The sequence below is a fragment of the Streptomyces sp. NPDC031479 genome (assembly GCF_055581065.1).
Window position 1 is genome coordinate 14,085 of record NZ_JBVIKC010000061.1, and the last position, 18,630, is coordinate 32,714.

General features: G+C 73.6%; 19 protein-coding genes. 12 read left to right on the forward strand and 7 right to left on the reverse strand.

Features of this window, described 5'->3' with window-relative positions:
- Window positions 1-77 precede the first annotated feature (77 nt).
- From rimO to ACZ5D2_RS37330, 5 genes are all read left to right on the forward strand, one after another.
- On the forward strand, window positions 78-1,571 hold the full coding sequence (rimO, locus tag ACZ5D2_RS37310) for a 30S ribosomal protein S12 methylthiotransferase RimO (RefSeq protein WP_371676391.1): 1,494 nt from the start codon (window positions 78-80) through the stop codon (window positions 1,569-1,571).
- The gene (pgsA, locus tag ACZ5D2_RS37315; protein ID WP_371676390.1) at window positions 1,568-2,224 is read left to right on the forward strand and encodes a CDP-diacylglycerol--glycerol-3-phosphate 3-phosphatidyltransferase; all 657 of its coding nucleotides are present in this window, start codon (window positions 1,568-1,570) and stop codon (window positions 2,222-2,224) included. The genes rimO and pgsA overlap by 4 nt, the downstream gene beginning before the upstream one ends.
- A gap of 86 nt (window positions 2,225-2,310) precedes the next feature.
- Window positions 2,311-2,790 (forward strand): CinA family protein, encoded by a 480-nt coding sequence (locus ACZ5D2_RS37320; RefSeq protein ID WP_371681139.1) that lies wholly within the window; start codon window positions 2,311-2,313, stop codon window positions 2,788-2,790.
- A gap of 109 nt (window positions 2,791-2,899) precedes the next feature.
- Window positions 2,900-3,280, forward strand: coding sequence for a helix-turn-helix domain-containing protein (locus ACZ5D2_RS37325; protein WP_007266936.1), 381 nt, complete (start codon window positions 2,900-2,902; stop codon window positions 3,278-3,280).
- A gap of 198 nt (window positions 3,281-3,478) precedes the next feature.
- The gene (locus ACZ5D2_RS37330) at window positions 3,479-3,763 is read left to right on the forward strand and encodes a hypothetical protein (RefSeq protein ID WP_371676389.1); all 285 of its coding nucleotides are present in this window, start codon (window positions 3,479-3,481) and stop codon (window positions 3,761-3,763) included.
- Here ACZ5D2_RS37330 and ACZ5D2_RS37335 read toward each other — a convergent pair.
- The 4 genes from ACZ5D2_RS37335 to ACZ5D2_RS37350 form a co-directional block, all read right to left on the reverse strand.
- On the reverse strand, window positions 3,711-4,490 hold the full coding sequence (locus ACZ5D2_RS37335; protein ID WP_468935760.1) for an SDR family NAD(P)-dependent oxidoreductase: 780 nt from the start codon (window positions 4,488-4,490) through the stop codon (window positions 3,711-3,713). The two genes, ACZ5D2_RS37330 and ACZ5D2_RS37335, sit on opposite strands and share 53 nt — an antisense overlap.
- 36 nt (window positions 4,491-4,526) lie before the next feature.
- A complete protein-coding gene (locus tag ACZ5D2_RS37340) occupies window positions 4,527-5,357 on the reverse strand; it encodes an Fpg/Nei family DNA glycosylase (protein ID WP_468935762.1) in 831 nt (276 codons plus the stop codon).
- A 137-nt stretch (window positions 5,358-5,494) separates the two neighbouring features.
- Entirely contained in the window at window positions 5,495-6,169 is a 675-nt protein-coding gene (locus tag ACZ5D2_RS37345) for a hypothetical protein (RefSeq protein ID WP_468935765.1), read from the reverse strand.
- Between the two features lie 183 nt (window positions 6,170-6,352).
- Window positions 6,353-10,942 (reverse strand): ATP-dependent helicase, encoded by a 4,590-nt coding sequence (locus tag ACZ5D2_RS37350; RefSeq protein ID WP_468935768.1) that lies wholly within the window; start codon window positions 10,940-10,942, stop codon window positions 6,353-6,355.
- 79 nt (window positions 10,943-11,021) lie between these two features.
- Between ACZ5D2_RS37350 and ACZ5D2_RS37355 the strand changes: the two genes are divergently transcribed.
- The 3 genes from ACZ5D2_RS37355 to ACZ5D2_RS37365 all read left to right on the forward strand — a co-directional run bounded on the left by ACZ5D2_RS37355 (window position 11,022) and on the right by ACZ5D2_RS37365 (window position 13,025).
- Window positions 11,022-11,867 carry an AraC family transcriptional regulator gene (locus tag ACZ5D2_RS37355; protein WP_371676384.1) on the forward strand — a complete coding sequence of 282 codons (846 nt, stop codon included), beginning with the start codon at window positions 11,022-11,024 and terminating at the stop codon, window positions 11,865-11,867.
- A 142-nt stretch (window positions 11,868-12,009) separates the two neighbouring features.
- Window positions 12,010-12,720: an AzlC family ABC transporter permease gene (locus tag ACZ5D2_RS37360; protein WP_371681138.1), complete on the forward strand. Its 711-nt coding sequence runs from the start codon at window positions 12,010-12,012 to the stop codon at window positions 12,718-12,720.
- Window positions 12,717-13,025 carry an AzlD domain-containing protein gene (locus ACZ5D2_RS37365; protein WP_371676383.1) on the forward strand — a complete coding sequence of 103 codons (309 nt, stop codon included), beginning with the start codon at window positions 12,717-12,719 and terminating at the stop codon, window positions 13,023-13,025. Before ACZ5D2_RS37360 ends, ACZ5D2_RS37365 begins: the two co-directional genes overlap by 4 nt.
- Here the strand turns inward: ACZ5D2_RS37365 and ACZ5D2_RS37370 are convergent.
- Complete coding sequence (locus tag ACZ5D2_RS37370; protein WP_371676382.1) at window positions 12,994-13,950, reverse strand: hypothetical protein; 957 nt, start codon at window positions 13,948-13,950, stop codon at window positions 12,994-12,996. The genes ACZ5D2_RS37365 and ACZ5D2_RS37370 overlap by 32 nt on opposite strands.
- 80 nt (window positions 13,951-14,030) lie before the next feature.
- Here ACZ5D2_RS37370 and ACZ5D2_RS37375 point away from each other — a divergent pair, with 80 nt between their 5' ends.
- Window positions 14,031-14,225, forward strand: coding sequence for a DUF3046 domain-containing protein (locus tag ACZ5D2_RS37375; protein ID WP_371676381.1), 195 nt, complete (start codon window positions 14,031-14,033; stop codon window positions 14,223-14,225).
- 233 nt (window positions 14,226-14,458) lie between these two features.
- The gene (locus ACZ5D2_RS37380) at window positions 14,459-15,547 is read left to right on the forward strand and encodes an AI-2E family transporter (protein ID WP_371681137.1); all 1,089 of its coding nucleotides are present in this window, start codon (window positions 14,459-14,461) and stop codon (window positions 15,545-15,547) included.
- Here ACZ5D2_RS37380 and ACZ5D2_RS37385 read toward each other — a convergent pair.
- Complete coding sequence (locus ACZ5D2_RS37385) at window positions 15,480-16,268, reverse strand: Clp protease N-terminal domain-containing protein (protein WP_371676380.1); 789 nt, start codon at window positions 16,266-16,268, stop codon at window positions 15,480-15,482. The two genes, ACZ5D2_RS37380 and ACZ5D2_RS37385, sit on opposite strands and share 68 nt — an antisense overlap.
- 109 nt (window positions 16,269-16,377) lie before the next feature.
- Here ACZ5D2_RS37385 and ACZ5D2_RS37390 point away from each other — a divergent pair, with 109 nt between their 5' ends.
- Window positions 16,378-16,929 (forward strand): HPP family protein, encoded by a 552-nt coding sequence (locus ACZ5D2_RS37390; RefSeq protein WP_371676379.1) that lies wholly within the window; start codon window positions 16,378-16,380, stop codon window positions 16,927-16,929.
- A 71-nt stretch (window positions 16,930-17,000) separates the two neighbouring features.
- Here the strand turns inward: ACZ5D2_RS37390 and ACZ5D2_RS37395 are convergent, their stop codons facing one another.
- On the reverse strand, window positions 17,001-17,426 hold the full coding sequence (locus tag ACZ5D2_RS37395) for a hypothetical protein (protein ID WP_371676378.1): 426 nt from the start codon (window positions 17,424-17,426) through the stop codon (window positions 17,001-17,003).
- A 295-nt stretch (window positions 17,427-17,721) separates the two neighbouring features.
- Between ACZ5D2_RS37395 and ACZ5D2_RS37400 the strand changes: the two genes are divergently transcribed.
- Complete coding sequence (locus tag ACZ5D2_RS37400; protein WP_468935776.1) at window positions 17,722-18,576, forward strand: S1 family peptidase; 855 nt, start codon at window positions 17,722-17,724, stop codon at window positions 18,574-18,576.
- Window positions 18,577-18,630 lie beyond the last annotated feature (54 nt).

Below are 18,630 nucleotides of genomic sequence, written 5' to 3' on the forward strand. Positions count from 1 at the left end.
CTGCCGCCGGCCCCGGGGATCTTGTTCTGGGGGGACTTGGGCGGGGACCCGCGTCCGGACGAAGTAGTCTTGAGTCCATGCCCGAACGCCGTACCGTCGCCCTTGTCACTCTTGGCTGCGCCCGTAACGAGGTGGACTCGGAGGAGCTCGCAGGCCGCTTGGCGGCGGATGGCTGGGAGCTCGTCGAGGACGCCGCAGACGCGGACGTAGCCGTCGTCAACACCTGTGGCTTCGTCGAAGCCGCCAAGAAGGACTCCGTAGACGCCCTGCTGGAAGCCAACGATCTCAAGGATCACGGCAAGACCCAGGCCGTCGTCGCCGTCGGCTGTATGGCCGAGCGCTACGGCAAGGAGCTCGCCGAAGCGCTCCCCGAGGCCGACGGGGTCCTCGGCTTCGACGACTACGCCGACATCTCCGACCGCCTCCAGACGATCCTCAACGGTGGCATCCACGCCTCCCACACCCCGCGCGACCGGCGCAAGCTGCTGCCGATCAGCCCGGCGGAACGCCAGGACACCGCGGTGGCCCTGCCCGGACACGCCCAGGAGCCCGAGGCCGCCCCGGCGGACCTCCCCGAGGGCCTCGCGCCCGCCTCCGGTCCGCGCGCCCCGCTGCGCCGCCGCCTCGACAAGAGCCCGGTCGCCTCGGTCAAGCTGGCCTCCGGCTGCGACCGGCGCTGCTCCTTCTGCGCCATCCCGTCCTTCCGGGGCTCCTTCATCTCCCGCCGCCCCAGCGACGTGCTGGGCGAGACGCGCTGGCTCGCGGAGCAGGGCGTCAAGGAGATCATGCTGGTCTCCGAGAACAACACCTCGTACGGCAAGGACCTCGGCGACATCCGCCTGCTGGAGACCCTGCTGCCCGAGCTGGCCGAGGTGGACGGCATCGAGCGCGTCCGCGTCAGCTACCTCCAGCCCGCCGAGATGCGGCCCGGACTGATCGACGTGCTCACCTCGACCCCCAAGGTCGTGCCGTACTTCGACCTGTCCTTCCAGCACTCGGCCCCCGACGTGCTGCGCGCCATGCGCCGTTTCGGTGACACCGACCGCTTCCTGGAGCTGCTGGACACCATCCGCAGCAAGGCCCCGCAGGCCGGCGTCCGGTCCAACTTCATCGTCGGTTTCCCCGGCGAGACCGAGTCGGACTTCGCCGAGCTGGAGCGTTTCCTCACCCACGCCCGCCTCGACGCCATCGGCGTCTTCGGCTACTCCGACGAGGACGGCACCGAGGCCGTCGGCTACGAGAACAAGCTGGACGCGGACACCATCGCCGAGCGCCTCGCGCACATGCAGCGCCTCGCCGAGGAGCTCACCTCCCAGCGCGCGGAGGAGCGGATCGGGGAGACCCTGGAGGTGCTCGTCGAGACGGTCGTGCCGCTGGACGAGGCCGAGGAAGGCGAGGGCGCCTACGGGCGCGCCGCCCACCAGGCGCCCGAGACGGACGGCCAGGTGGTCTTCACGGACGGCTCGGGTCTGGTGCCGGGGCGTATCGTCACGGCCAAGGTGGTCGGAACGCTGGGTGTGGACCTGGTGGCGGAGCCTCTGGACCTGGAGCTTGAGGAGGAGGCCGGATGACCGGAGTCCCGGCATCGGCGGCGGGCGGGACCGGCCGCCGGCCCACGCCCGGCGCGAAGCTCGGGACTGCGGCCGTCAGTCAGGCCAGCCTCTGGAACATCGCCAACATCCTGACGATGATCCGGCTCGTGCTCGTGCCGGGATTCGTCCTGCTGCTGCTCGCCGACGGGGGCTACGACCCCGTCTGGCGGGCGCTGGCCTGGGCGGCCTTCGCCGTCGCCATGATCACGGACATCTTCGACGGGCATCTGGCCCGGACGTACAACCTGGTCACGGACTTCGGGAAGATCGCCGACCCCATCGCCGACAAGGCGATCATGGGGTCGGCTCTGGTGTGTCTGTCCTGGCTCGGCGACCTGCCCTGGTGGGTGACGGGGGTTATCCTCGGGCGTGAGCTCGGGATCACGCTGATGCGCTTCTGGGTGATCCGGTACGGAGTGATTCCGGCCAGCCGGGGCGGCAAGCTCAAGACCCTGGCCCAGGGCACCGCCGTGGGCATGTACGTGCTCGCCCTGACCGGGCCGCTGGCGACCATGCGGTTCTGGGTGATGGGGATCGCCGTCGTGCTGACCGTGGTCACCGGTCTGGACTACGTCCGGCAGGCCGTGGTGCTGCGCCGGGCCGGGCTGGCGGAGGAGCGGGCCGCGAAGTGACGTACGGGGCGGGGGACGCGCCGGAGACCTCCGGAGCGGCGGAGGACGCGGCGGGCACGGCCGGCGTGGCCGGCGACGTGCTGCGCATGCTCGCGGAGCGTGACCAGACGCTCGCGGTGGCGGAGTCGCTGACCGGCGGCATGGTCGCCGCTGAGATCACGGCGGTGCCGGGGGCCTCGCGCTCCTTCCTCGGCTCGGTCACGGCGTACGCCACTGAACTCAAGCACCGCGTCCTCGGGGTGGACGCGGCGCTGCTCGCGGCCGAAGGCGCGGTGAACGCGCAGGTCGCGGTCGAGATGGCGGCCGGAGTGCGGCGCCTGACGGGCGCCTCGTGGGGGATCGCGACCACCGGAGTGGCCGGTCCGGACCCTCAGGACGGGCAGCCCGTGGGCACGGTTTTCATCGCCGTGGCGGGTCCGGCGGGCAGGAAGTCGGCCCGGCTGCGGTTGAACGGCTCCCGCGCGGAAATTCGTAGGGAGAGTGCACGGACAGTGCTCGAACTCCTCTCAAGCGAACTCCGCGAGAATCTGCGGGGGCAGGATACGGAACGGAACGGGGGGATTTGATGTTTGCAGCCCTGAGTGAACACGACATCGCTCCCCGCACGGCCGCGGCGCGAGGCGGTACGGTGGGGCGTGAAGGTTACGGCTACACGGTCAGAGGAGGGAGCCACCGATGATTCTGCTCCGTCGCCTGCTGGGTGACGTGCTGCGTCGGCAGCGCCAGCGCCAGGGCCGTACTCTGCGCGAAGTCTCCTCGTCCGCCCGAGTTTCGCTCGGCTATCTCTCCGAGGTGGAGCGGGGGCAGAAGGAGGCATCCTCCGAGCTGCTCTCCGCGATCTGCGACGCGTTGGACGTACGGATGTCCGAGCTGATGCGCGAAGTCAGTGACGAGCTGTCGCTGGCGGAGCTTGCGCAGTCGGCCGCCGCAAGCGAACCGGTGCCGGCACCGGTGCGCCCGATGCTCAATTCGGTTTCCGTGGCCTCGGTCACGGGCGGACCGGAGCGGGTGACCATCAAGGCACCCGTGGAAGCGGTGAACGTCGTCGCCGCTTGAGCGCGAGTCAAGCATGTGAGCGTGGCGGGAGCCCCGGAGGGTGCGTGAGCACCGGCCGGGGCTCTTTGCCGTCCGGGGCCGGTGGGGCGACGCGGCGGGCGTTCTGGGTGCGGGGGCCTCGGTCCTGCGGGAGGATGGGCGCGTCCGGGATCCGGCCCTCCCCCAGACTCCGTCCGGGGGTACCCCGTGGAGGTGGCCGTGCGGCGGTTGCTCATACCCTTCGCCCTGGCGGTGGGCGTCCTGTGGTGGTGGGCCGTGCTGCGGCTCGCGCTGGTGCCGGAGGGCGCCGGGCCCGTGGAGGGCGCCGTCGCGGTGGGCGGATGGGGGCTGGGGCTGCTGCCCGTGCACTGCACGGGGCAGATCCCCGTACGCAGGGCCCGGGCGGCCGCAGGGGCTGCCGGGGCACCGGCCGCCGGGGTGGGGAAGGGGCTCACCAGGGCATCGATACTCCGCCGTTCGGACGAAGGATCTGGCCCGTCATGAAGGACGAGGCGTCGCAGGCCAGGTAGAGCACCGCCTGGGCGATGTCCTCGGGCTCCCCGACCCGGCGCAGCGGGGACATCCGGACCATGGCCTCCTCCGTCCGCTGCTGGACCTCGGAGCCGTGCCGGCCGGTCATGGGAGTGCGGATCCAGCCCGGGGCGACGGCGTTGACGCGGATGCCGTGCGGGCCGGCCTCGGTCGCGAGGGTCTTCGTGAGCTGGACCACGGCGGCCTTGGCGGCGCTGTAGCAGAGCAGCCCCGGCTGGGCGGCGTCCACGGCGCCGGAGGCCATGGTGACCACCGAGCCGGGGCGGCCGGCGGCGATCATGGCGCTGACGGCCTCCTGGCAGGTGCGCAGCACCCCTTTGAAGTTGATGTCCAGGATCCGGTCGAGGTCCTCGTCGGTGGTCTCCAGGACGCTGCTGGTGTGCATCACGCCCGCGACGGCGGCGGTGATGTCCAGGGGACCGGCCGCGGCGACGGCGGCCCGTAGCGCGGCGCGGTCGGTGACGTCGAGGGGGTGGGCGGTTGCGGCGCCGCCGCCCTTGGTGATCAGGGCGGCGGTCTCCGCGAGGCCCGGCTCGTCGCGGTCCGCGCAGTGCACGACGGCGCCGGCCCGGGCGAGGAGGAGGGCGGTGGCGCGGCCTATCCCGCTCGCGGCTCCGGTGACGAGCGCGGTGCGGCCGGTGAGGTCGTACGGGGTGTCGTACGGGGTGGGTGTGGGCATGCAGGGACCGTACGAGCGCATCTGACGACCCGTCAACTAGTGCGTCGGGGTCCGCTCCGGGGCGGGGGCCGGACCGGCCTGGCAGCCGGGACACCAGTACGCGGGGCGGCCGTCCTGGACGGCCTCGCGCACCGGGGTGCCGCAGCGCAGGCAGGGACGGTGGGCGCGGCCGTAGACGAACAGCTCCCGGCCGGGGCGGCGGCTGCCGGTGGTGTTGCGGCGCCGGGGCCGTCCGGGGTCGCCGGTGTTCGCGGCCAGCAGGCGCTGTGCGGCGGCGGCCAGGCGGGGGAGGGTGGCCGCCGGGTCCGGGAGGTCCCCGACCGGGGTCCAGGGGGTGACCTGGGCGAGGAAGCAGAGCTCGGCCTTGTAGATGTTGCCGATGCCCGCCAGGTTGCGCTGGTCGAGCAGGGCCTCGCCCAGGGGCCGCGCGGGGGCGGCGAGCAGGTTGGCCGCCGCCCTGGCCGGATCCCAGTCGGGGCCGAGCAGATCGGGGCCGAGGTGGCCCACCACGCGGTCCTCGTCGGCGGTGCGGAGCAGTTCGAGGACGGGCAGGCGGTAGCCGACGGCGGTGGCCCCGGCGTTGGCCAGGACCGCCCGGATCTCGTGGGCGGGGCCGCCGCGCCACTTCTGGTCCGGGGCGAAGACGTACCAGGCGCCGTCCATGCGCAGGTGGCTGTGGAGGGTGAGGCCGCTGTCGAGGCGGGTCAGGAGGTGCTTGCCGCGCGGGGTGACGTCGAGGACCGTGTGCCCGGTGAGGTCGGCGGTGGCGAAGCGTGGGACGCGCAGGTCGGCGCGGGTGAGGGGCTCGCCCGCGAGCGCGGCGTGCAGGCGGGCCGCGACGCGGTGGACGCTGTCTCCTTCGGGCATGCGGCCATTGTCGCGCCGTCCGGCCGGGGCCCGGCGGCGGCGCCCGGCGGGGCGGCGGGCCGGTACGGGGCGAGCCCCCGCGCCGGGGTGCCGGTGCGGGGGCTCGTCGGGGTGCGGTGCCGTGGTGGGGCCGTCCGCTACTTCCAGGTCAGGCCGTCCTTGAGGGCGAACGGGTCACCCCAGTACTTGGCGCCGGAGACCTTCGTGTCGGCCGAGGGGGCCAGGGCGACCACGCAGGCGGTCTGGGTCTGGCCGTTGGTGAATCCCTTCGGCATCGACGAGTCCTCACACTTGGCGAACTTGCCGATGACGTAGAGGTCTTGGGCCTCGCTGCCGTCGCCGAGCAGACCCTTGATGTGGCTGACCGAGGTGAAGGACAGGTCGGTGGTGCCCGTGTTCTTCACCGTGTAGTGGATGTAGTAGGGCACCTTGCCCTTGACCTTGTCGCCGAGCTTCATGGCGTCCAGGTCGGCGAGCTGACCCTGCTCGATGTTGGTGACCGTGAGGGCGATCTGGCCGCTGGTCTTGCCGGACGTGAACGGGAACTCGGCGGCCTCGCCGATCTTGTACTGCTGGCCGGGCTTGGCCGCTCCCTTCGCACCCGCGGCCGGGGCGCCGGGGGCCGGGGCGCTCGCGGACGGGGCGCCGGAGGCGTAGCCGTCGGAGGCGCCGGTGCTCGGGGCGGCCTGGGAGGCGCCGGCCGGGGAGCTCGGCTGCGTCGGCGCCAGCTCTTCGTTGCCGTCCTTGCAGCCCGTGAGGACGAGGGTGCCGGCGACGGCCAGGCCGAGCGCTCCGAGGGTGCTTCTACGCATGCTGAAGGTGCTCACTTTTCTTGTCCCCCATGTCGGTGTCTCTGTTCGCACAGCGTCGAACGCGACGTGTGTGATCACCTTGATAAAGCATGAATAAGTACTTCGGTGGGCTCGGGGGTGTCTGGCGGCCGTTTCGTGACATGCCCAAGACATACGTGGCCGGCTTGAGACCGCCCGGAGCACTCAGTTGCGCAGCCTCAGTCCCCTCGGGGTGGCGTGGAAGCCGGCCGCTTCGAGGGACCTGCCGAGCGGGGAGGTCAGGGCCGGGGCGGCGTTGACCCGCTCCACCGTCAGGTCCGGGAGGGTGCCCGCGCGGGAGGCCGCCACCAGGGCGGACATCGCCGCAGCGAGGCGCGGATCCTCGGCCTCCGGCCAGGCCAGCAGGGTCTTGCCGCCGCGCTCCAGGTAGAGGGTGAGCTCGCCGTCGACCAGGACCACCAGGGAGCCCGCCTTGCGGCCCGGCTTGTGGGTGGCGCCCGCCGGGGGCTCCGGCCAGCCAAGGGCCGCCCCGTAGGCGTTCGCCGGATCGGCCGCGGCCAGCACCACAGCCGCCAGCGGCGGCGGGGTCCGCTCGGCGGCCCGCAGGCGGTCCACCGCGCCGTCCATCGCGAACTGGGCCGCGCCCAGACCCTCCACCACGTACCCCCGCCGGGCCTGACCGCTGTCCTCGAAGGCGGACAGGATCCGGTACACCGCGCTGAACCCGCCCTCGACCCCCTCCGCCGCCACCGCCCCGCGGGTGACCACGCCATGCCGGTCCAGCAGGGTCCGGGCCAGCGCGTGCGCCCGGTGCGTCGGGTCGGGCGCGGGCGGGGGCAGCAGTGACCAGCGGCCCGAGACCGTGGGCGGGCCCGTACGGGAGACGGTGGCGCTCAGGGTCCCGTACCGGCCGCGCGGCACCGTACGGCGGGCCCGGTGCGCGGTGGCCCCCGCCGTGCGGCCCGAGCCGAGCAGGGAGCGCAGCGGGGCCAGGGTGTCGTTCGTCACACGGCCCGACCAGGCCAGGTCCCACAGGGCCGAGGACAGCTCCAGGTCGGAGGCGTCCGGGAGGCCGGCGCGGACCTCTTGCACCAGCTGCCGGAAGAACAGGGCCCGCCCGGAGGACAGGGCCTCCAGCACCCCCTGGTGCAGCGGGGACGGCTCCAGAGGGTGCGCCGGGGGCAGCAGCAGGGGCGCCGCGTCCGCCAGGTAGAGGGAGATCCAGCCGTCCTTGCCCGGCAGGGCGCCGGCTCCCGCCCACACCACCTCGCCCGTCGTGGTCAGCTCGTCCAGCAGCGCCGGGGAGTACCCGGCGACCCGCGAGGGCAGGATCAGCCGCTCCAGGGCCGAGGCCGGGACCGGCGCGCCCTGGAGCTGCTCGATGGCGCGGGCCAGGCCGTCGATGCCGCGCAGCCCACCGCCCAGGTGCTGCCACTGGGGCAGGAAGGTGGCCAGCGAGGCCGGCGGGACGGGCTCCAGTTCCTGGCGGAGCGCGGCCAGCGAGCGGCGCCGCAGCCTGCGCAGCACCGTGGCGTCGCACCACTCCTGGCCGATGCCCGCCGGATGGAACTCGCCCTGCACCAGCCGGCCCGGCGCCGCGAGCCGGTGCAGGGCGCCCTCCGTCACCGCCGCGCCCAGACCGAACCGGGCGGCGGCGGTGGCGGTGGTGAACGGGCCGTGGGTGCGCGCGTAGCGGGCCAGCAGATCGCCGAGGGGGTCCTTGACCGGCTCGGTGAACGCCTCCGGGACCCCCACCGGCAGGGCCGTGCCCAGCGCGTCCCGCAGCCGGCCGGCGTCCTCGATCGCCGCCCAGTGGTCCGCGCCGCCGATCCGGACCCGGATCGCCCGGCGGGCCGCCGCCAGCCCGGGGGCCCAGCCGGGCTCGGCGCCCCGCTCCGCCAGTTCGGCGTCGGTCAACGGGCCCAGCAGGCGCAGCAGGTCGGCCACCGACTCGGCGTCCTTGGCCCGGCGGTCGCCGGTCAGCCACTGGAGCTCCCGCTCCAGCTCCTCCAGTACCCCGGCGTCGAGCAGTTCGCGCAGCTCGGCCTGGCCCAGGAGCTCGGCCAGCAGCCGGGAGTCCAGCGAGAGCGCTGCCGCGCGCCGCTCGGCGAGCGGCGAGTCCCCCTCGTAGAGGAACTGGGCGACGTACCCGAACAGGAGGGAGCGGGCGAAGGGGGAGGGCTCCGGGGTGGTCACCTCGACCATGCGCACGCGCCGCGCCTCGATGTCCCCCATCAGCTCCGTCAGCCCCGGCACGTCGAAGACGTCCTGGAGGCACTCCCGTACGGCTTCCAGCACGATCGGGAACGAGCCGAACTCCGAGGCCACCTGCAGCAGTTGCGAGGCCCGTTGGCGCTGTTGCCACAACGGGGTGCGCTTGCCCGGGCTGCGGCGCGGCAGCAGCAGCGCGCGGGCCGCACACTCGCGGAACCGGGAGGCGAACAGGGCCGACCCGCCGACCTGGTCGGTGACGATCCCGCTGACCTCGCCCCGCTCGAAGGCGACGTCGGCCGCACCGAGCGGCGCCTGTTCGTCGTCGAACGCGAAGTCCGCGGGGCGCGAGGGGTCGTGGTCGAGGAGGTCCACGGAGAGCAGGTCGGCGTCCGGCAGGCGCAGGACGATCCCGTCGTCGGCGTGCATGACCTGGGCGTCCATGCCGTACTTCTCGGCGAGGCGGGCACCGAGCGCCAGCGCCCAGGGGGCGTGCACCTGGGCGCCGAAGGGGGAGTGGACCACCACCCGCCAGTCGCCCAGTTCGTCGCGGAACCGCTCGACCACGATGGTCCGGTCGTCCGGCACGTGGCCGCAGGCCTCGCGCTGCTCGGCGAGGTAGGCGATGACGTTCTGCGCCGCGCGGGCGTCCAGGCCGGCCGCCAGCAGCCGCAGCCGGGCGTCCTCCTCGGTGAGCCCGCCCAGCTCGCGCAGGAACGCGCCGACCGCACGGCCCAGTTCGAGGGGGCGGCCCAGCTGGTCGCCCTTCCAGAACGGCAGCCGGCCCGGTACCCCGGGGGCCGGGGTGACCAGGACCCGGTCGCGGGTGATGTCCTCGATCCGCCAGGAGGTCGTGCCCAGGGTGAACACGTCGCCCACGCGGGACTCGTAGACCATCTCCTCGTCCAGCTCGCCGACCCGGCCGCCGCCCTTCTTGGGGTCCGATCCGGCGAGGAAGACCCCGAAGAGTCCGCGGTCCGGGATGGTCCCCCCGGAGGTGACCGCGAGCCGCTGGGCGCCGGGCCGGCCGGTGACCGTCCCCGCCACCCGGTCCCAGACCACCCTGGGTCTGAGCTCCGCGAAGGCGTCGGAGGGGTAGCGGCCCGCCAGCATGTCCAGCACCGCCGTGAACGCCGATTCCGGCAGCGCCGCGAAGGGCGCCGCCCGCCGTACCAGGGCGAGGAGGTCGTCCAGCTGCCAGGTGTCCATCGCCGTCATCGCGACCAGCTGCTGGGCGAGGACGTCCAGCGGGTTGGAGGGGATGCGCAGGGACTCGATCGCCCCGGTGCGCATCCGCTCGGTGACCACGGCCGCCTGGACCAGGTCCCCGCGGTACTTGGGGAAGACCACCCCCGTGGAGACGGCGCCCACCTGGTGTCCGGCACGGCCCACGCGCTGGAGCCCGGAGGCCACCGAGGGCGGCGACTCCACCTGGACCACCAGGTCCACCGCGCCCATGTCGATGCCGAGTTCCAGGCTGGACGTGGCGACCACGGCGGGCAGCCGGCCCGCCTTCAGGTCCTCCTCGACCAGGGCCCGCTGCTCCTTGGACACCGAGCCGTGGTGCGCGCGGGCCAGCAGGGGAGGCGCCCCGTGGGCCGCGCCGGACTGGGCCATGATCTCGGCGGGCGGCGCCCCCTCGGGCAGGGGCTCGCCCACGGCCCGCTCGTAGGCGATCTCGTTGAGCCGGTTGCAGAGCCGCTCCGCGAGACGTCGGGAGTTGGCGAACACGATCGTCGAACGGTGGGCCTGCACCAGGTCCGCGATCCGCTCCTCCACATGCGGCCAGATCGACGGCTTGTCACCGCCCTCGCGGCCCTCGGTGGCGGGGGAGCCCCCCAACTCGCCCATGTCCTCCACGGGTACGACCACCGACAGGTCGAACTCCTTGTCCGAGGGCGGCTGCACGATCTCCACCCGGCCGCGCGGGGCGAGGTACCGGGCGACCTCCTCCACCGGCCGGACCGTCGCCGACAGCCCGATCCGGCGGGCCGGGCGCGGCAGCAGCTCGTCCAGCCGCTCCAGAGACAGGGCCAGGTGCGCCCCGCGCTTGGTCCCCGCGACGGCGTGCACCTCGTCCAGGATCACCGTCTCGACCCCCGCCAGCGCCTCCCTGGCCGCCGAGGTCAGCATCAGGAACAGCGACTCCGGGGTGGTGATCAGGATGTCCGGCGGTCTGACGGCCAGCGCGCGGCGCTCGGCGGGCGGGGTGTCCCCGGAGCGGATGCCCACCCGGATGTCCGGCTCGGGCAGGCCCAGGCGCGCCGACTCCTGCCGGATCCCGGTCAGGGGGCTGCGCAGGTTGCGCTCCACGTCCACGGCGAGGGCCTTGAGCGGGGACACGTACAGCACGCGGCAGCGCTTCTTCGGTTCGGCGGGCGGCGGGTCCGCGGCGAGCCGGTCGAGGGCGGCGAGGAAGGCGGCGAGGGTCTTGCCGGAACCGGTCGGAGCCACGACGAGCACGTCCGAGCCCTCCCCGATCGCCCGCCAGGCGCCCTCCTGTGCGGCGGTGGGCGTACGGAAGGCCCCCGTGAACCAGGAACGGGTCGCGGGGGAGAACGAGTCGAGCGCAGCGCCTGCCATGCCCCCATCGTGCACCCCGGCACTGACAACGCACCGGACCTGCGCGGACACCCCCGGGGGCGGCGCGCAGAATGGGGTCATGGGGACGGACGGAACGCACGACGGGCGCCGGGAGTGGGCCCGCCACTGGCAGTACCCGCAGCTGCCGGGGCTGGACCTGCTGCGCGCCCACTACGTCCGCCACACCTTCCCGCGCCACGCGCACGACGGCTACGTCATCGCGGCCGTCACCGGCGGCGTCGAGGAGATCGGCCTGCCCTCCGGCACGGTCCGGGCGGGGCCGGGCAGCGTGGTGCTGATCAACCCGGAGGTGGCGCACACCGCGCGCGCCGGGGCGCCCGAGGGCTGGGCGTACGCCACCCTCTACCCCTCCCGGGACCTGATCGCCGAGGTCGCCTCCGAGATCGGCGGCCTCCGCGGCACCCCCGGCTTCACCGCCGACATGGTCCCCGACCCGGAGGCCTCGCGGGCCATCACCGACGTGCACCGGGCCGCCGAGGCCGGCAACGCGCTCGCCGCCGACACCCTGCTGCGGGGCGTCGTGGCGCGGATGCTCACCCGGCACGCGGGCCCGCTGCCCGCCCGGCCGCCGCGGCGCGCGGGCGCGGCCGACGCGGAGCGGGCCCGGAGCGTGCTGGAGGAGCGGATGGCCGAGCCGCCCTCGCTGGAGCGCCTCGCGGAGGAACTGGGCACCAGCCCCTTCGCCCTGCTGCGCGCCTTCCGGGACCGGTACGGGATGCCGCCCCACACCTGGCTGACCGACGCCCGGGTCCGCAGGGCGCGCCTGCTGCTCGACGCGGGCACCGCGCCCGCCGAGGCGGCCGTCACCGTCGGCTTCACGGACCAGCCGCACCTGAACCGGCACTTCACCCGGATCGTCGGGGTGCCCCCGGGCGCGTACCGACGGGAGCGGGCCGCGGGCTAGGTCCTGCTGTGGTCCCGGCGCCGCCCTCGCCCGTGCCCGGCCGGGGCCCCGGCCTGCGGCGACGGGGACGCCGGGCGGGTGCAAGAACGTACAAGACCGTCCGCCGCGCCCCGCGTACGTTCGGGGCGTGGGAGAGAATCAGATGGTGATACGAGAGGCCCCCGTGCACGACGGGGGACCGACCCCCGGGCGGCCGCGGGCCGCCGTCGTCCGCGACGCCCTCGGGGTGGGAGTGGCCGTCGGCCTGTCGGGATTCGCCTTCGGCGTGACCGCCGCCGGGGCCGGGATCAGCGTGCTGCAGGCCTGCGTGCTGAGCCTGCTCGTCTTCACCGGAGCGTCGCAGTTCGCCCTGGTCGGCGCGCTCGCGGCGGGTGGCAACCCCTTCACCGCGGCCGCCGGGGCCTTCTTCCTGGGCACCCGCAACGCCTTCTACGGGCTGCGGCTGTCCCAGCTGCTCGCGCTGCCCCGGGCCGTGCGCCCCTTCGCCGCGCACTGGGTGATCGACGAGACCACCGCCGTGGCGCTGGCGCAGTCCGACCGCAAGGCCGCCCGGCTCGGCTTCACCGTCACCGGGCTCAGCCTCTACCTGCTGTGGAACCTCACCACCCTGCTGGGCGCGCTCGGCGCCGAGGCCATCGGGGACACCTCCGCCTGGGGGCTGGACGCCGCCGGGCCCGCCGTGTTCCTCGCGCTGCTCGCGCCGATGCTGAAGACCTCCACCGAGCGGGCCGTCGCGGGCCTGGCCCTGGTCCTCGGACTGGGCTTCCTGCCCGTCCTGCCCTCCGGGGTGCCGGTGCTGATCGCCGCGCTGGCCGCGCCGGCCGTGCTGTGGATGAAGGGACGCCGCTCGTGAACGTCTGGATCGCCATCGCGGTGACCGTCGTCGGCTGCTACGCCGTCAAGCTCGCCGGACTCCTCGTGCCCGCCGGGGCCCTGGAGCGTCCCCTGGTGCGCAAGCTGTCCGCCCTGCTGCCGGTCGCGCTGCTCGCCGCGCTCACCGCCCAGCAGACCTTCAGCACCGGCCACGAGCTGGTGCTCGACGCCCGCGCCGCCGGGCTGGCGGCCGCCGCGCTGGCCCTGCTGCTGCGCGCCCCGTTCCTGGTGGTGGTCGGGGCGGCGGTGGTGGTCACCGCGGGCGTCCGGGCGCTGGGGGGCTGACCGCGCCGACCGGATGCCCGTACGCCCTGAGCGTCAGCAGGGCCTCCAGGGTGGCGATCGGCCGCCGCTCCAGCGAGCTGCCGGGCGCCCAGGCGCGGCGGCGCACCGGCCAGCCCCCGTCCGGCTGCTGCTCCGCCGCGAGGAAGTCCAGCGAGCGGCGCATCTCCTCGTCGGTGAACCAGCTCCGGGCCAGCGACTCCGGGCGCCGCGCGTAGTCGTACGGGAAGAGCAGCTCGCCCGGCGCGTAGCCGGGGGAGGGGGCGTACTCCTCGTGCCGATCCGGGTCGAGCACCACGAGGTGCCGCTCGCGCACCAGCCGCCCCAGCCGGTCCGCGGCCGCCGCCGCGCGGGCCCGGTCGGGGGCGCCGTCGAGGAAGGCCACCGCGCTCTGGACCTCGTAGGGGTGCGAGTGGCGCAGCGTCTCGATCCGCTCCCAGCAGAAGTCCGTGGCCCGGAACAGCCAGGCGTGCCAGATCCGGTTGCGGTGCAGCACCCCGACGACGGGGCCCGTGGTCAGCAGCTCGCCCGGCGGGTCGTCGCGCACCGGGTGGTAGGGCGCCAGGGGATGGTCGTGCGGGGCCGGGCGGACCAGGGGGAGCGCGCCCTCGGGGGTGGAGAGCCCGGTCAGGTGGCGGCAGAGCCGCTCGATGCGCTGGCCGGCGCAGCGGCCGAGGCTGTCGAGGACCCGCAGGGCGTGCGCGGTGTGCAGGGGCTGGCTCAGCGGGCCGCGCAGATCCGGGTCGAGCGCGTGTCCGTAGCCGCCGTCGTCGCCCAGGTACGCGCCGAGGGCGGCGTCCACCGCGTCGGCGTCCCCGCCGAGGAAGTGGAAGGCGAACCGCCGCTGCTCCAGCACCCGGGCCGTGAGCCAGATGAACTGTTCCGCGCGGGCCAGCGGGGCCGGCGGGGGAGATTCGTCTCCAGGCATGCGTGACACCGTAGGGCGCCGGGCGGGGGCGCAGGGGGCCAACGGGACGGGTGCACTCTCCCGGGCGGGATACTGGGGGCATGCGGTTGACGATTTTCTGGGAGCGGATGGCGGAGCACTTCGGTGCGGCCTACGCGGAGTCCTTCGCCCGGGACCACGTGATGGCGGAACTCGGCGGACGTACCGTGCACCAGGCACTGGACGCGGGCTGGGAGACCAAGGACGTGTGGCGTGCGGTGTGCGCGGCGATGGACGTGCCGGCCTCGCTGCGCTGAGGCGAACACCGTTTCGCGGTCCGGGAAGCGGGTGGGACAGACTGGTCGGCGTGGCAGTCAGTGATGAGACGACGACGACCGACCCGACCGCGGAGGCCCCCGACGACGGGGACGCACCGGACGATGGCGACGCACCCGACGACGGGGACGCACCGGACGACGGGAACGCACCGGAGACCGCGGACGGCGGGGACGCGTCCGCCGGGACCGCTCCCGGCCGGGCGGAGGCGCGGATGCCGCGCTGGCTGCCGCGCGCGGTGGTCCTCGTACTGGCGCTGGTCGCCTGTTTCCAGCTCGGCAGCTGGGCCTTCCACCAGCTGATCGGGCTGCTGGTCAACATCCTGATCGCGTTCTTCCTGGCGCTCGCGATCGAACCCGCCGTGGCCAGGATGGCGGCCCGCGGCATGCGCCGCGGGCTCGCCACCTTCCTGGTGTTCCTCGGGGTGTTCGTCGCGACGGCGGGCTTCCTCGCGCTGCTCGGCTCGATGCTCGCCGGACAGATCGTCGACATGGTGGAGGGCTTCCCGCGCTACCTCGACTCGGTGATCAACTCGATCAACGCCACCTTCCACACCGAGCTGTCCCGCCTGGAGATCCAGGACAGCCTGCTGCACTCCGACTGGCTCCAGAAGTACGTGCAGAACAGCGCGACCGGTGTGCTCGACGTGTCCACCACCGTGCTCGGCGGGCTCTTCAGGCTGCTGACGGTCGGCCTGTTCTCCTTCTACTTCGCCGCCGACGGGCCCCGGCTGCGGCGCGCGCTGTGCTCCGTGCTGCCGCCCGCGAAGCAGGCCGAGGCGCTCCGGGCCTGGGAGATCGCCGTCGCCAAGACGGGCGGCTACCTGTATTCCCGCGGCCTGATGGCGCTGATCTCCGGCATCGCCCACTACGTCGTCTTCGAGTTCCTCGACCTGCCGTACGCGCCCGCCCTGGCGGTGTGGGTGGGGCTGGTCTCCCAGTTCATCCCCACCATCGGCACCTATCTGGCGGGCGCGCTGCCGATGCTGATCGCCTTCACGGTCAACCCGTGGTACGCGCTGTACGTGCTCGGCTTCGTGGTCGTCTACCAGCAGTTCGAGAACTACATGCTCCAGCCGAAGCTGACCGCGCGGACGGTGGACATCCATCCCGCGGTGGCCTTCGGGTCGGTGATCGCGGGCACCGCCCTGCTGGGCGCGGTCGGGGCGCTGATCGCGATCCCGGCCGTGGCGACGCTGCAGTCCTTCCTCGGCGCGTACGTCAAGCGCTACGAGGTCACGGACGCGGCTCCTGCGACGGCGGCTGCGCGGACCCGTCGAGCACGGAGGCCAGGAGTGCGGTGATACGGGCCTCGGTCTCGGCCTTGTCGAGTCCGAGGCCGCTCAGCACGCCGTCGCCGTCCTCCAGTTCGAGGAGGGCGAGCAGGATGTGCTCGGTGCCGACGTAGCCGTGGCCCAGGCGCAGGGCCTCGCGGAAGGTGAGCTCCAGGGCCTTCTTGGCGCCCGCGTCGAAGGGGACGAGGTCGGGGACGGGGGCGCCCGAGGGTTCCGGCAGGGCGGCCGTGACGGCGGTGCGGAGGTCGGCGGTGGAGAGCTGCCGGGCGGTGAGGGCCGTGATCCACAGACCCTCGGGCTCGGCGAGCAGGCCCAGGACCAGGTGCTCGGGGCGGATCTCGGTGTGGCCGGCCGCGCGGGCCTCGTTCTGTGCGCTCACGACGACGTTGCGGGCGCGGGGGGTGAAGCGCCCGAAGCCCTGGTTCGGGTCGAGGCCGGGGTCGCCCTCCTTGTCGGCCTTGGGGACGAAGCGCTTCTGCGCCGCCTGGCGGGTGACGCCCATGCTGCGGCCGATGTCCGTCCAGGAGGCGCCGGAGCGGCGGGCCTGGTCGACGAAGTGGCCGATGAGGTGGTCCGCCACGTCACCGAGGGCCTCGGCGGCGACCACGGCGCCGCTGAGCTGCTCCAGGGTGTCGGAGTGGACCTTCTTGATGGCCTCGATCAGGTCGTCGAGGCGGACCGGATTGGTCATGCGGACGGGTTCCACGGGTTCCACGGAAGGGTTCGTCATGAGTGCAACCCTAGGTTGACAGTCTGCGACCTGTCAACCGTTGGTTGTCAGTCGATGTGGGGGTCGTCGTATAGGGCCGGAATGTGGCGGCCCGGTACACCTGGCGTTCATGAGCGTGGACACGACTACCGAACAGACCGCGACGGGCCGGCCGGCCGCCCTGCGCACGCTCGCCGGGCGGGCGCCCGCGCCGGTCGCGCCCGCCCGGGCGACCGCCCTGGTCAGTGGCGGGGTGGCGGCCGCGGCGCTGCTGGCGCTCGTCGGCATCGGCGCGCTGCTGCGCGAGCCCGTACTGATCCCGCCGATCGCGGCGAGCGCGGCCATCGTCTACGGGGTGCCCGTGCTGCCCCTGGCGCAGCCGCGCAGTGTCGTCGCGGGCCACCTCCTGTGCGCGGTGGTCGGCTACCTGGCGCTGGCGCTGCTCGGCGGCGCGCCGTGGGTGGCGGCGCTCGGGGCGGGGGTGGCGGTGGGGGTCATGACGCTGGCCCGGACCCCGCACTCGCCGGCGGCGGCGACCACCGTGGTGGTGGTGCTGCAGGCGCCGGACCCGGTGTGGTTCCTGCCGCTGCTGAGCGGTGCGGCGGTCGTGCTGGTGCTGGCGGGGATGGCGGCGTCGCGGGCGCGGCCGGGGGCCGTCCGGTATCCCGTGTACTGGTGGTGAGGCGGGGTGCGCGCCGGGGGCGGAGGGGGCTGGGGACGTGGTCCCCTCCGCCCGCCGGCTCGGGGTCACCGTCAGGCGGTGGGCTGGGGCTGCCCGTTCAGCAGGCCGACCAGCTGGTCCATCTCGCCCCGCCAGGTGCGGTGCACGTTCATCCGCGTCGGCTTCACGTGGCCGGGGAGCATGATGCGGAACGAGCTCCAGATGGCGTTGCGGTTGACGTCGGTGACGGTGCCGACGGCCTGGGCGGGCGGTATCGCGAAGACGATCTCCTGGGGGCGGTTGCTCATCCGGCTCGCCTTGTGGAGGACGACCGCCTGCTCGGTCACCGTGACGAAGTAGTAGGTCAGGAACGCCTGGCCGATGAGGCCGAGCATGCTCATCAGCCACACGCTGGGGCCCGCGATGGCCTGGATGGTGACGATGGGCCGGTCGGTGGGGTTCGCCTGGGTGAGGGCGTCTGCCACCTGCTGCTGGATCGTGGCCTTCTTGATGGCCATGGGTCCTCCTGAGCGGAATCTGGGTGCCCCCGTCGTCGGGGGCATCGCAGAGTACCGGCCATGAACAGGCCATATTCGGCCAGGTCGTGACGGTGGCCCTTGCGCCCCGGTATGGGGTCCGGTGTCCGGCTCGGGGGCCGTTGGGAGGGGTTGGGGGGAGAAGCGTTCAGGGCCCGGCCGCTCGCCCGTTCTTCAACTGTCAAGGCCCTCTTGTGAGTTGACTCAGGTCAACTGAGAATGCGCATGACAACCGAAGGATCTTCGGTCGCATTCGTCACCAGAGGGGAACCCCCACATGAACAAGCCTCTCACCGGCCTCCTGCTCTCCCTGCTCCTCACCGGAGCGGCGGCGGCGCCGGCCGTGGCCTCCGCCCCCCACGACACGGACCGGGCAACGGCCAAGAACCCGCAGGCCGTGGCCGTCACGTACGCGGGCACCGTCGCGCTCAGCAACTGTTCCGGCTCGGTCGTCCGCACCCCCGCCTCGCAGCCGAACGACCCCGCGCTCGTCCTCTCCAACGGGCACTGCCTGGAGACCGGCTTCCCGGCGGCCGGCGAGGTCCTGGTCAACCGCGCCTCCAGCCGCTCGTTCTCGCTGCTCAACGCTTCCGGCTCCAAGGTCGCGACGCTGCGCGCCAGCAAGATCGCGTACGGGACGATGACGGACACGGACGTCTCGCTGTACCAGCTGACCAAGACGTACGCGCAGATCCAGAGCCAGTACGGCATCGGCGCGCTCACCCTCAACGACGCCCACCCGGCGCAGGGTTCGTCGATCAAGGTGGTGTCCGGGTACTGGAAGCGCACCTACAGCTGCAGCGTCGACGGGTTCGCGTACCGCCTCAAGGAGGGCGCCTGGACCTGGAAGGACTCGGTCCGCTACACCTCGTCCTGCAACACCATCGGCGGCACCTCCGGCTCCCCGGTGATCGACACGACGACCGGCAAGGTCGTCGCCGTCAACAACACGGGCAACGAGGACGGACAGCGCTGCACGGACAACAACCCGTGCGAGGTGGACGAGAACGGCAACGTGACGGTCCGCCAGGGCATCAACTACGCCCAGGAGACGTACGTCCTCGTCCCCTGCATCGGCCCCGGCAACCAGATCGACCTGAACCGCCCCGGCTGCGTCCTGCCGAAGCCGTAGCGACGGCGTCGGTCGTCCCCGCCTGACCCCCGCACCACCCCGGCCCCGCCGACA